Source organism: Streptomyces sp. NPDC006602 (assembly GCF_042870385.1).
In the GTDB taxonomy this organism is placed as follows: Bacteria; Actinomycetota; Actinomycetes; order Streptomycetales; family Streptomycetaceae; genus Streptomyces.
The window spans coordinates 80,240-93,075 of record NZ_JBIAHG010000012.1; the positions used below are offsets into that span (position 1 = coordinate 80,240).

8 protein-coding genes and 1 pseudogene are annotated in these 12,836 nt (G+C 68.5%); 3 read left to right on the forward strand and 6 right to left on the reverse strand.

Annotation, left to right across the window (positions count from 1 at the left end):
- The first annotated feature begins 16 nt into the window (after window positions 1–16).
- Complete coding sequence (locus ACFYO2_RS27720) at window positions 17–4,147, forward strand: HAMP domain-containing protein (RefSeq protein WP_388354447.1); 4,131 nt, start codon at window positions 17–19, stop codon at window positions 4,145–4,147.
- A gap of 14 nt (window positions 4,148–4,161) precedes the next feature.
- Complete coding sequence (locus tag ACFYO2_RS27725; protein WP_388354450.1) at window positions 4,162–4,737, forward strand: two-component system response regulator; 576 nt, start codon at window positions 4,162–4,164, stop codon at window positions 4,735–4,737.
- 83 nt (window positions 4,738–4,820) lie between these two features.
- Here ACFYO2_RS27725 and ACFYO2_RS27730 read toward each other — a convergent pair whose 3' ends face one another.
- On the reverse strand, window positions 4,821–6,695 hold the full coding sequence (locus tag ACFYO2_RS27730) for an AMP-dependent synthetase/ligase (protein WP_388354452.1): 1,875 nt from the start codon (window positions 6,693–6,695) through the stop codon (window positions 4,821–4,823).
- Between the two features lie 212 nt (window positions 6,696–6,907).
- Window positions 6,908–8,776 (reverse strand): translation elongation factor 4, encoded by a 1,869-nt coding sequence (lepA, locus tag ACFYO2_RS27735; protein ID WP_388354454.1) that lies wholly within the window; start codon window positions 8,774–8,776, stop codon window positions 6,908–6,910.
- A 242-nt stretch (window positions 8,777–9,018) separates the two neighbouring features.
- On the opposite strand from lepA, the gene rpsT reads away from it, so the two are divergent.
- Window positions 9,019–9,285: a 30S ribosomal protein S20 gene (rpsT, locus tag ACFYO2_RS27740; RefSeq protein ID WP_354772341.1), complete on the forward strand. Its 267-nt coding sequence runs from the start codon at window positions 9,019–9,021 to the stop codon at window positions 9,283–9,285.
- A 199-nt stretch (window positions 9,286–9,484) separates the two neighbouring features.
- Here rpsT and ACFYO2_RS27745 read toward each other — a convergent pair whose 3' ends face one another.
- The 4 genes and pseudogenes from ACFYO2_RS27745 to ACFYO2_RS27760 form a co-directional block, all read right to left on the reverse strand.
- Window positions 9,485–9,883, reverse strand: coding sequence for a nuclear transport factor 2 family protein (locus ACFYO2_RS27745; protein ID WP_388354457.1), 399 nt, complete (start codon window positions 9,881–9,883; stop codon window positions 9,485–9,487).
- 81 nt (window positions 9,884–9,964) lie between these two features.
- Window positions 9,965–10,954 carry a DNA polymerase III subunit delta gene (holA, locus tag ACFYO2_RS27750; protein WP_388354459.1) on the reverse strand — a complete coding sequence of 330 codons (990 nt, stop codon included), beginning with the start codon at window positions 10,952–10,954 and terminating at the stop codon, window positions 9,965–9,967.
- Between the two features lie 300 nt (window positions 10,955–11,254).
- Window positions 11,255–11,500, reverse strand: a complete 246-nt coding sequence (locus ACFYO2_RS27755; protein ID WP_388354462.1) for a hypothetical protein — start codon at window positions 11,498–11,500, stop codon at window positions 11,255–11,257.
- Window positions 11,496–12,556, reverse strand: a pseudogene (locus ACFYO2_RS27760) (IS200/IS605 family accessory protein TnpB-related protein); the annotation flags it as partial. The gene ACFYO2_RS27755 and the pseudogene ACFYO2_RS27760, both read right to left, overlap by 5 nt.
- Window positions 12,557–12,836: the final 280 nt, after the last annotated feature.

Below are 12,836 nucleotides of genomic sequence, written 5' to 3' on the forward strand. Positions count from 1 at the left end.
ACCGAAGTGGGCCGCCATGAGTGAGAACAGTGCTACGCCTGTGCTCGAAGAAGGGCACAAAGATGGCCTGATTCGAGCATCGGATCTACGTCCTCTGCTCGCCGCGATGACCGCGGCCCGGGACGGGGACTTCTCGAAGGTGCCGGAATCAGGCCACGGCCTGGTGGCCGAACTGACCGCCGTCTTCAACCAGATCATGGACCGCAGCACGCACTTCAATTCCGAAGCCCAGCGTGTGAAGCGGGAGTTGGTGCGGTACGGCCGGCTCGACGAGCGCCTCTCGGCCAGCCCGGGACAGGGCGCCTGGACCTCCCGGGTCAACGACGTGAACCAACTCCTCGACGCGCTGGTCGCGCCGGCCGCCAACGCGACGCGCGTACTGGACGCGGTGGCCGGCGGCGATCTGACCCAGCGGGTCGATCTGCACGACGGCAGCAGGCAGTTGCGCGGTGATCTACGGCGGCTCGGCCGGGCCGTGAACAGGATGGTCGACCAACTCTCCTTGTTCACCGGCGAGGTGACCCGGGTCGCCCGTGAGGTCGGTACCGAGGGGCGGCTCGGCGGGCGGGCCAAGGTGACCGGTCTGTCCGGGAGTTGGCGGGACGTGACCGAGGCGGTCAACACCATGGCGTCCCGGCTGACCGCCCAGGTGCGTGACATCGCCCTGGTGACGACGGCGGTGGCCCGCGGCGACCTGACCCGCACCGTCACGGTCGAGGCGACCGGCGAGCTGCTCGAACTGAAGCTGACCGTGAACACGATGGTGGACCAGCTGTCCGCCTTCGCCGACGAGGTCACGCGCGTGGCCCGCGAGGTCGGCACCGAGGGGCAGTTGGGCGGGCGCGCCCAGGTGCGAGGGGTCAGCGGGGTCTGGAAGGACCTCACCGACAACGTCAACTTCATGGCCTCGAACCTGACCTCGCAGGTCCGCAACATCGCCCAGGTCACCACCGCCGTCGCCAACGGCGACCTGAGCCAGAAGATCACCGTCGACGCCCAGGGAGAGATCCTGGAGCTGAAGTCCACCATCAACACGATGGTCGACCAGCTCTCCGCCTTCGCCGACGAAGTGACCCGCGTCGCCCGCGAGGTCGGCACCGAAGGCAACCTCGGCGGTCGGGCCCAGGTGCGGGGCGTCTCCGGCGTCTGGAAGGACCTCACCGACAACGTCAACTTCATGGCGGACAACCTGACCTCGCAGGTCCGCAACATCGCGCTCGTCTCCACCGCCGTGGCCCAGGGCGACCTCGGCAAGAAGATCACGGTCGAGGCGAAGGGCGAGATCCTGGAGCTGAAGTCGACGATCAACACGATGGTCGACCAGCTGTCCGCCTTCGCCGACGAGGTCACGCGCGTGGCTCGCGAGGTCGGCACGGAAGGCAACCTGGGCGGTCAGGCCCAGGTCAGGGGGGTCAGCGGGGTCTGGAAGGACCTTACCGACAACGTCAACTTCATGGCTCTGAACCTGACTTCACAGGTCCGCAACATCGCCCAGGTCACCACCGCCGTCGCCAACGGCGACCTGTCCAAGAAGATCACGGTCGACGCCCGCGGTGAGATCCTCGAACTCAAGGACACCGTCAACACGATGGTGGAGCAGCTGCGCGCCTTCGCCGACGAGGTGACCCGGGTGGCCCGCGAGGTCGGCACCGACGGCCGGCTCGGCGGACGCGCCCAGGTACTGGGCGTCTCCGGCGTCTGGCGGGACCTGACCGACAACGTCAACTACATGGCGGACAACCTCACTTCGCAGGTCCGCAACATCGCCCAGGTGGCGACGGCGGTCGCGCAGGGCGACCTGTCGAAGAAGATCGACGTGGACGCCCGCGGCGAGATACTCGAACTGAAGACGACCATCAACACGATGGTCGACACCCTGTCCTCCTTCTCCTCCGAAGTCACGCGTGTCGCCCGCGAGGTCGGCTCCGAGGGCCAACTCGGCGGCCAGGCCCGGGTGGAGGGCGTCTACGGCACCTGGAAGCGCCTGACGACGAACGTGAACGAACTCGCGCTCAACCTCACCACCCAGGTCCGCGCGATCGCCGAGGTCGCCTCGGCCGTTGCCCAGGGCGACATGTCCCGCTCGATCACGGTGGAGACGCAGGGCGAGGTCACCGAGCTGAAGGACAACATCAACCTGATGGTGGCCAACCTCCGCGAGACGACCCGCGCGAAGGACTGGCTGGAGTCGAACCTGGCCCGCCTGGCCGCGTTGATGCAGGGCCACCGGGACCTGATGGAGGTCGCCGACCTGATCCTGCGGGAGCTGACCCCGCTGGTGAACGCCCAGTACGGCGCATTCTTCCTGGCCGACCCCGACGAGAACGGCACGTCCCTCCACACGGCCGTTCCCGCGAAGGGGCTCGCGTTCATCGCCGGGTACGGCTCGGCGCAGAGCGCGACCGTCGACACGGGAGCCATGCCTGTGCACGGCCTCGTGCGCCAGGCCGCGCGCGAGAAGAAGCGGATCCTGGTGGAGGAGGCCCCGCCGGACTACATCAAGATCAACAGCGGGCTCGGCGAGGCCGCCCCGGCGAGCGTCGTCATCATCCCGATCCTCTTCGAGGACAAACTCCTCGGCGTGATCGAGCTGGCGTCCTTCTCCCGCTTCTCCGACGTCCACCTGGCCTTCTTCGACCAGTTCGTGAACACCATCGGCGTCGCCATCAACACCATCATCGCCAACTCCCGTACGGAGTCCCTGCTCGGCGAGTCCCAGCGCCTCGCCATGCAGCTCCAGGAACGCTCGGACGAGCTCCAGAAGCAGCAGGCGGAGTTGCAGCGCTCGAACGCCGAACTGGAGGAGAAGGCGGCCCTGTTGGCCACGTCCTCGCAGTACAAGTCGGAGTTCCTGGCGAACATGTCCCACGAACTGCGCACCCCACTCAACTCCCTGCTGATCCTGGCCCGTCTGCTGTCGGACAACCCGGACGGCCATCTCACCGACCAGGAAGTCCAGTTCGCGACGACCATCCACCGCTCCGGCTCCGACCTCCTGCAACTGATCAACGACATCCTCGACCTCTCGAAGATCGAGGCGGGCCGGATGGACGTACGCCCGAAGCGGCTGCCGTTGATCAAACTCCTCGACTACGTCCACGCCACCTTCCGCCCGCTCACCCTCGACCGGGGGCTCGCCTTCGAGGTGGCGGTCGGCGAGGACGTACCGCGCGAGATGTACTCGGACGAGCAGCGCCTCCAGCAGATCCTGCGCAACCTGCTCTCCAACGCGATCAAGTTCACCGCGAACGGCCGGGTCGAGCTCCAGGTCCACCGGGTGAAGGACCCGGAGCTGCACTACCTCCACGACAGTGATGACGTGGTCGCCTTCCAGGTCTCCGACACCGGCATCGGCATCGCCCGCGAGAAGCTCCCGGTGATCTTCGAGGCGTTCCAGCAGGCCGACGGCACGACCAACCGCAAGTACGGCGGCACCGGACTGGGTCTGTCCATCAGCCGTGAGATCGCGGGCCTGCTGGGCGGCCGTATCGTCGCCGAGAGCGAGCCCGGCAAGGGCTCCACCTTCACGCTGTACGTCCCGGTCGTCAGCCCCGGCCACTCGGCGACCGGCCCGACCCCGGAGAACCGCCCTCTGCCGGTGCCGGACGAGCTGTCGGCCGAGCCCTTTACCACCGCCCACGAGGCGGACGACTCCTGGCCGGCGCCCACCAAGCTGGAGGCCTGGAAATCGGGCCGGGCGGGCCAGGTCCTGTCCGGGCGCCGGGTGTTGATCGTCGACGACGACATCCGCAACGTCTTCGCCCTCACCCATGTCCTGGGCCGCGTCGGCATGCCGGTCCTCTATGCGGAGAACGGCCGCGAGGGCATCGAGACGCTGGAGCGCAACCCTGACGTCGAACTCGTCCTGATGGACATCATGATGCCGGAGATGGACGGTTACGAGACCATCGCCGCCATCCGCCGCACCCCCCGCTGGACAGGCCTGCCCATCGTCGCGCTCACCGCGAAGGCGATGCCGGGAGACCGCGAGAAGTCCATCGCGCGGGGCGCCAACGACTACGTACCGAAGCCGGTGGACGTCGACCAGCTGCTGACCGTCATCTGCGCACTCCTGGACCCCGAGGGCGCGGCCGACGACAAGCACGCCGAGGTCGAGGAGGCTGTGGTTCCGCCGGCTGACGACTGAATGAGGCCAGTCACATGAGCACTGAGGCAACGACCGACCAGAGCGCCGGCATCCTCCTGGTGGACGACATGGAGGACAACCTGACAGCGCTGGAGGCCGTCCTGGGGTCCCTCAACGAACCACTCGTCCGTGCCCGCTCGGGCGAGGAGGCGATGAAGGCCCTGCTCCGACATCGGTTCGCCCTCGTCCTCCTCGACGTACGGATGCCGGGCATGGACGGCTTCGAGACCGCCGCCAACATCAAACGGCTCGACCAGACCAAGCACGTCCCGATCATCTTCCTGACCGGCGCGGAGGACGACTCCCGCTACGCCTTCCGCGGCTACGCCACAGGAGCGGCCGACTACCTGACCAAGCCGTTCGACCCATGGGTCCTGCGAGCCAAGGTCACCGTGTTCCTGGACCTGCACCGCAAGAACCAGCAGTTGGAACGATTGCTGGCGCAGGAGCAGGCCGCCGACGGGGAGTTGAGCGGTCGGCTGGCGGCCCTGGAGTCCCAGCTGGCCGGAAACGACTCCCTGGACGTGCAGGCACTGCGCACACAGATCCGGCAGATACGGCAACTGGTCAGCAGGGGGCGGGGGATCTGACCCAGGGGTGCGGGGAACTGCGCGAACAAGCCGCAACGGACCGTCATCCGCCGCGCAGTCCCCGCCGCCCCTGCCCTTCCGCGCTACGCCTCCCGCGACCCCGCGTACATCTCATCGATGAGGTGCTTGTACTCCCGCTCCACAACCGGCCGCTTCAGCTTCAGACTCGGCGTGATCTCACCGTGCTCGATGTCGAGATCCCTCGGCAGCAACCGGAACTTCTTGATCGTCTGCCACCGCTGAAGCCCCTCGTTGAGCTCCTTGACGTACCCCTCGACCATCGAGACCGTCGCCGGCGCGGCGACAACCTCCGCGTACGACTTCCCCTCCAGCCCGTTCTCCTTGGCCCAGTCCATGATGGACACCTCGTCCAGGGCGATCAGCGCCGTGCAGAAGTTCCGGTCGGCACCGTGGACGAGGATGTTGGACACGTACGGGCACACCGCCTTGAACTGCCCCTCGACCTCGGCGGGCGCGATGTACTTGCCGCCGGACGTCTTGATGAGGTCCTTCTTGCGGTCGGTGATCCGCAGATACCCGTCGGGCGACAGCTCGCCGATGTCACCGGTGTGGAACCAGCCGTCCGGCTCGAGGACCTCGGTGGTCTTCTCGGGCAGCCCGTGGTAGCCCTCCATGATGCCGGGCCCGCGCAGCAGGATCTCGCCGTCGTCGGCGATGCGCACCTCCGTGCCGGGGAACGGCTTGCCGACCGTACCGGTGCGGTAGGCCTCGCCGGGGTTCACGAAGGACGCGGCCGACGACTCCGTGAGGCCGTAGCCCTCGAGGATGTGGATGCCGGCGCCGGAGAAGAAGTAGCCGATCTCGGGCGCGAGGGCCGCCGAGCCGGAGACGCAGGCGCGCAGGTTGCCGCCGAACGCCTCACGGATCTTCGCGTACACCAGCGCGTCCGCGACCTTGTGCTTGGCGGAGAGCCCGAAGGGCGCCGACGCCGTGCCGGTGCGCCGGAAGTTGTCCTGGGTGACCTTGGCGTACTCGCGGGCCACCTCGGCGGCCCACTGGAAGATCTTGTACTTGGCGCCGCCGCCCGCACGGGCCTTCGCGGCGACCCCGTTGTAGACCTTCTCGAAGATGCGCGGCACGGCAGCCATGTACGTCGGCTGCACGACCGGCAGGTTCTCGATGATCTTGTCGACACGGCCGTCCACGGCGGTGACGTGCCCGACCTCGATCTGGCCGGACGTGAGCACCTTGCCGAAGACGTGCGCGAGCGGCAGCCACAGATACTGCACGTCCTCGCTGCTGATCAGCCCGGTCGCGGCGGTCGCCTTCGCCATGTACGACCAGTTGTCGTGCGGCAGGCGGACACCCTTGGGTCGGCCGGTGGTGCCGGAGGTGTAGATCAGGGTGGCGAGCTGGTCCTTGGTGATCGCGCCGACCTTCTCCTTGATCAGGTCGGGGTTCTTCTCCAGGTACGCGGCACCGCGCTGCTCCAGCTCGGCGAGCGTGAGCACCCAGTCGCCGGTCTCGACGCCGGCCGGGTCGATGACGACGACGTGGGTGAGGTCGGGCAGCTCGGCCCGCTTCTCCCGCGCCTTGGCCAGCTGCTCGGCGTTCTCCGCGAACAGGACCCGGCTGCCGGAGTCCGACAGGATGAACGCGGACTCCTCGGCGTTGGTCTGCGGATAGATCGTGGTCGTGGCGGCGCCGGCGCACAGGATGCCCAGGTCCGCGAGGATCCACTCGACCCGCGTCGAGGAGGAGAGGGCGACCCGCTGCTCCGGCTGCACACCGAGCTCGATCAGGCCGGCCGCGATGGCGTAGACCCGCTCGGCGGTCTGCCCCCAGCTCAGCGACTTCCAGTCGTCCGGGCCCTCACCGGCCGCGGGCGGCACCGGGTAGCGGTAGGCCTCGGCGTCCGGCGTGGCCGCCACGCGGTCCAGGAAGACGACCGCCACGCTCGGCGGACGGTTCTCGATCAGTGTCTGTGTGTCGCTCACGACATCCTCCGGGGCCCGCGGCTGTGCGGCTGGCTCATTGCGGCTGTTGTTTAACTCACGAGTAACTACCGAGCAGGGATCAGAGTAAAGCGCGACCGGCCGGTGCGTAAGAGGCGGCGCCCTGTCACTTCCTACAGAGAGCGACGCTACCTACGCGTAGGGGCTCACCGCGCTGACACGCGGCAAGCCCCTATTTTCACGCTGAACGGCGGCTACTTCTTGCCCTTGCCGGAACCCGCGTTCTCGTCGCTGGACAGAACGGCGATGAACGCCTCCTGCGGAACCTCCACGGAACCCACCATCTTCATCCGCTTCTTGCCTTCCTTCTGCTTCTCCAGCAGCTTCCGCTTACGGGAGATGTCACCGCCGTAGCACTTGGCGAGGACGTCCTTGCGGATGGCGCGGATGGTCTCGCGGGCGATGACCCGGGAACCGATGGCGGCCTGGATGGGGATCTCGAAGGCCTGGCGCGGGATCAGCTCGCGCAGCTTGGCGACGAGCCGTACGCCGTACGCGTACGCGGCGTCCTTGTGAGTGACGGCGGAGAAGGCGTCGACCCGGTCACCGTGGAGCAGGATGTCGACCTTCACCAGCTGCGCGTCCTGCTCGCCGGTGGGCTCGTAGTCCAGGGAGGCGTAACCGCGGGTCTTGGACTTCAGCTGATCGAAGAAGTCGAAGACGATCTCGGCGAGGGGGAGCGTGTAGCGGATCTCGACACGGTCCTCGGAGAGGTAGTCCATGCCGAGGAGGGTGCCGCGGCGGGTCTGGCAGAGCTCCATGATCGAGCCGATGAACTCGCTGGGAGCGAGGATCGTGGCCCTCACGACCGGCTCGAAGACCTTGTCGATCTTGCCTTCGGGGAACTCGCTCGGGTTGGTGACCGTGTGCTCCTTCCCGTCCTCCATGATCACGCGGTAGACCACGTTGGGCGCGGTGGCGATGAGTTCGAGGTTGAACTCGCGCTCCAGGCGCTCACGGATGACGTCGAGGTGCAGCAGGCCGAGGAAGCCGACGCGGAAGCCGAAACCGAGGGCCGCGGAGGTCTCCGGCTCGTAGACCAGGGCGGCATCGTTGAGCTGGAGCTTGTCCAGCGCCTCGCGGAGGTCCGGGTAGTCCGAGCCGTCCAGCGGATAGAGGCCGGAGAAGACCATCGGCTTGGGGTCCTTGTACCCGCCGAGGGCCTCGGTGGCGCCCTTGTCCTTGCTGGTGATGGTGTCACCGACCTTGGACTGACGGACGTCCTTCACACCGGTGATGATGTAGCCCACCTCGCCGACACCGATGCCGTCGGCCGGCGTCATCTCAGGGGAGGAGACGCCGATCTCGAGGAGCTCGTGGGTGGCGCCGGTCGACATCATCTTGATGCGCTCGCGCTTGTTGAGCTGGCCGTCGATGACGCGGACGTAGGTGACCACGCCCCGGTACGAGTCGTAGACCGAGTCGAAGATCATCGCGCGGGCGGGGGCGTCCTTGACGCCGACCGGGGCCGGGACGTCGCGGACGACCCGGTCCAGGAGCGCGTCCACACCGACGCCGGTCTTCGCCGAGACCTTGAGCACGTCCTCGGGGTCGCAGCCGATGAGGTTGGCGAGCTCCTCGGAGAACTTCTCCGGCTGGGCGGCCGGCAGGTCGATCTTGTTCAGTACGGGGATGATCTTGAGGTCGTTCTCCATCGCCAGGTAGAGGTTGGCGAGAGTCTGGGCCTCGATGCCCTGGGCGGCGTCGACGAGGAGCACGGTCCCCTCGCAGGCCGCGAGCGACCGCGAGACCTCGTACGTGAAGTCGACGTGTCCCGGGGTGTCGATCATGTTGAGGATGTGCGTGTTCTTCTTGTCATGGGTGGGAGCCCACGGCAGACGCACGGCCTGCGACTTGATCGTGATTCCGCGCTCACGCTCGATGTCCATGCGATCGAGGTACTGAGCGCGCATCTGCCGTTGCTCGACCACACCGGTCAGCTGGAGCATCCGGTCGGCGAGCGTGGACTTGCCGTGGTCGATGTGCGCGATGATGCAGAAGTTGCGGAGCAGCGTCGGGTCGGTACGGCTCGGCTCGGGCACATGGCTGGGGATCGCGGGCACGCAGGGTCCTGATTCTTGAGGCGTCCGCAGTGTCTGCGGTCTCGGGTCGGATCGATACGTAGCCTCCATGGTCCCACGGGCGGGGACCGGCGACCGGTTTGGGCCACTCGGCGGCCCGCTGGTAGTCTGGGTGGCTGTGTCTCCTGCCCTCTCAGCACGAGGCACGTCTTTTCTGGAAACATCAGCAAATCATCGGTGCGGGACCCGTGCGGCTCCGTGCCTGAACCTGTAGAGGCTCATTCGTGGCGAACATCAAGTCCCAGATCAAGCGGAACAAGACCAACGAGAAGGCCCGGCTGCGCAACAAGGCCGTCAAGTCCTCTCTGAAGACCGCGATCCGCAAGGCCCGCGAGGCCGCTGCCGCGGGTGACGCCGAGAAGGCCACCGAGTACCAGCGCGCGGCTGCGCGTCAGCTCGACAAGGCCGTCTCCAAGGGCGTCATCCACAAGAACCAGGCCGCCAACAAGAAGTCGGCGCTGGCGTCGAAGGTCGCGCCCCTCAAGGGCTGACACTTTCTCTTGATCTGACCACCGGAGGGAATCGAGCGGGCCCTCTCTCATCCGCTCCCGTCCGGCACTCGAGTCCGTACGCGGCCTGCGTTCGCCACGCGGGTACGGGCTCATCCTCTTTGATCGAAGGCCCCGGCGCCTCGCCCTTCCCCAGGGCGGGAGCCGGGGCCTTCGGCATGCCTGCGCGGCCCGCAGGCCGTCACGACCAGAACGCGTTGCCCTTCTCGATGTCCTCGACGCACTCGTCGAGGTCGGTGATCTTGTCTCCGACGATCCGGAAGACGATGCCCCCGTTCGCGTCGATGTGCTTGTCACCCCGGTCGGCGGTGAAGCGGTGCACGGAGACGGCGTGCCCGCGGCCATCGACGAATATGTTGAGCAGCGCGACGCGGAACGACCCGTCCGTCTCCGAGAAGAGCCGGCCGTAGTACCCGTCGAAGATCGAGTCGACCCCCTTGAAGTCCCCCGAGAGCGGGTGGGAGCCGGGTACATGGTGCGTGGCGTCCCCGGTCATCAGGCCGCGCAGGGTGTCCATGTCTCCGCGCTGGAAAGCTTCGTAGCCCTTGCGGACGAGTGCTGCGTGCGGGTGTTCAGCCATGGCAACCGCCACCTTTCCTTGTCGGGCGACCTGCGGCTGATACGTCCGATTCTCCTCCCCGTGGCGAGAAGGGCTACTGGATCACGCCCGTCCCCTGGACCGCGCCGCCCGCGCAATCGCGACGACCGCCTTCTCCAGGGCGTACCCGGGATCGTCCCCGCCGCCCTTCACGCCGGCGTCGGCCTCGGCCACGGCCCGCAGCGCGTAGGCCACTCCGTCCGGCGTCCAGCCGCGCATCTGCTGACGTACGCGGTCGATCTTCCAGGGCGGCATCCCGAGCTCCCGCGCGAGATCGGCGGGACGTCCTCCTCGCGCGGAGGACAGCTTGCCGATGGCCCGCACGCCCTGTGCCAGCGCACTGGTGATCAACACCGGCGCGACCCCCGTCGCCAGCGACCACCGGAGAGCCTCCAGCGCCTCGGCGGCCCGCCCCTCCACCGCCCGGTCGGCCACGGTGAAGCTGGACGCCTCGGCCCGCCCGGTGTAGTACCGCCCGACCACGGCCTCGTCGATGGTCCCCTCGACATCGGCGACCAGCTGGGACACGGCGGACGCCAGCTCCCGCAGATCACTCCCGATCGAGTCGACCAGCGCCTGACATGCCTCGGGCGTCGCGGACCGCCCGGTCGCCCGGAACTCACCCCGCACGAACGCCAGCCGGTCGGCCGGCTTCGTCATCTTCGGGCACGCCACCTCCCGCGCCCCCACCTTGCGCGCGGCATCCAGCAGCGCCTTGCCCTTGGCCCCACCCGCGTGCAGCAGCACGAGCGTGATCTCCTCGGCGGGCGCCCCGAGATACGCCTTCACGTCCTTGACCGTGTCCGCCGACAGATCCTGCGCATTGCGCACGACGACGACCTTCCGCTCCGCGAAGAGCGACGGACTGGTCAACTCCGCGAGCGTCCCGGGCTGCAACTGCTCCGGACTCAAGTCCCGCACATCGGTATCGGCATCGGCGGCCCTGGCAGCTGCCACCACCTCCCGCACGGCACGATCCAGCAACAGCTCCTCCTGCCCGACGGCAAGCGTCACAGGAGCAAGAAGGTCGTCATCAGCAGCGTTCCTGGCCATCGCGTACAGCATGGCACGGGCCACTGACAGCGGTGGCCGGGGGCGGGGAAGGGAGGGTGCCCGGACGGCACCTGCCAGCGCCGGCCCGCCGGCCCGTCAGCCCGTCAGCCCGCGGGCAGTCGTGCCGCTGGGGCGATGGGGCCCCCGCTCGAGCGAAGCCGCACGGGAGTGGGGGGGAGGATGGGCGCGGACGGCACCCCGCGGGCACCCGGGCCGTCAGCCCGCGGGCACTCGTGCCGCTGGGCGGCACGGGTGAGCGCGGACGGCACCCCGTCGGGCCGGCCGCCTCACCCCGCAGGGCTACGGCTCCTCCCGCCACCCGTCCCACTCCGCCACGAACTCGTCCAGCTCCCGCGGATCCAACCGCGCCCCCTCGTCCCGCAGCACCACCAGCCACTGCGCATCCTCCGCATCGTCCTCCCCGGCCAACGCGTCCCGAACAAGCCGCGGCTCCTCGTCGACCCCCAGCCGCTCCCGCAGCGCTTCGGCCACCTCCTCCGCCGCATCCCGGTCGGGCAGCACCAGCACATGTCTCACATCGCTCACGCCAGCCATTGTCGGGCACCGTTCCTAACGAAAGCCGATGCCCACCACGATCACTCTGGTCGTCGTGGGGCGGTGTCGTCCGTCGCCGGATCGGGTGCCCGAGGGCGCGTCGCCCGACCGCGATGCTCGCCGCATCGTGCCGGGAAATCTTGCGAGTCGGTGTGGTCAGGGGGTTCTGCCAGTGCTGGGCGCCCCAGCGGCTGGTGTAGGCCGGGTCGACCGCGACGACGGCCACGTTCTGTTCGGCGGCCATCGACACCAGCCGGGCCCTGAGTTTCGCGGTGGGGAAGCGGGAGATGAGGCGGCGGAAGCGTTTGTTGCGGCCGTGCTTCTCGCGGCTGGTGCCGTCGGTGAAGTCGAGGTCTTCGATGGCGATCGCGGCGGTCCCGCACCGGCGGGTGTGGTGCAGCAGCCGGGTCAGCGTGTGCCGGATCTGCGCGTCCCGGTGCTCCGTGGTGCCCGACAGGTCGTAGAAGAACCGTTGTGGTTCGCCGACCGGGTTGCCGTGCAGTGGTGGCGGGTGTTCGCGAGGCGCCTGCCGCCTCGCACCACGTGCACACGGCCGACCTGCCGGTCCGCCTCCACCACCGCGAGGCGGTCCTTCAAGGTGTGCAGGCGGCGGGACTTGGCATGCCACTCGCCGCGCGAGGCATACCCGCGCACCAGCCCCTTGCGCTTGTCGGCCTTGGCACCCAGCGGCCGGGCCAGCCGCGCCTCGATCGAGGCGATCTGCCCGCGCAGCCAGCCCAGATGGGCGGCCTGGCCGCGCCGGGCCAGCGCCCACTGGTCGTGGGTGGCCTTGGTGATACTGCCCGCCCACCGCGCCGACGACCTCCCCGTCAGCGCGCGCTTGCGCACCGCCCACCCGGTGGCATCATGCGCCAGCCCCTGCCGGGACCGCTCCGCGAGATCACCCGCGGCCAGCGACCCCAGGAACACCCCGACCTCGGCGAGCACCGCCGCGTCCGCCTCCGACACCCGCAGCCGGTCCCGGATCGCCACCCCGGCCGGGCCGGGCACCACGAACGACGCTACCAACTCCCGCAGCGTGCTCACCCGTTCACCCCCGCCCGGCCGAAGATCCCCGTCACCGCAGTCAACGAGCAGCCTCCGCAAAGGTCACCCATTCGACCCACGAACTCCCGTTCCCTGCCGAAACCGCAGGCCACAGCACACCCCCGCCGGCGGACCCTCCTGGCGCGCAGATGAACCACCGTATCCAGTACAAGCGCTCACTCACGCTCACCAGAAGTCACTTCTGCTCAGAACAGCTGCAGCAGTTCCCAACCCCCGCCCGGTCCCACCCGGCCTCCCCATCCGGGGCCCACGCGGTCCT

What these genes read in the sequence shown, in the direction of transcription:
- ACFYO2_RS27725 (WP_388354450.1), top strand. Translation starts at nt 4,162, where the DNA reads ATGAGCACTGAGGCAACGACCGACCAGAGCGCCGGCATCCTCCTGGTG.
- ACFYO2_RS27745 (WP_388354457.1), bottom strand. Translation starts at nt 9,883, where the DNA reads ATGGCTGAACACCCGCACGCAGCACTCGTCCGCAAGGGCTACGAAGCT.
- ACFYO2_RS27720 (WP_388354447.1), top strand. Translation starts at nt 17, where the DNA reads ATGAGTGAGAACAGTGCTACGCCTGTGCTCGAAGAAGGGCACAAAGAT.
- holA (WP_388354459.1), bottom strand. Translation starts at nt 10,954, where the DNA reads ATGGCCAGGAACGCTGCTGATGACGACCTTCTTGCTCCTGTGACGCTT.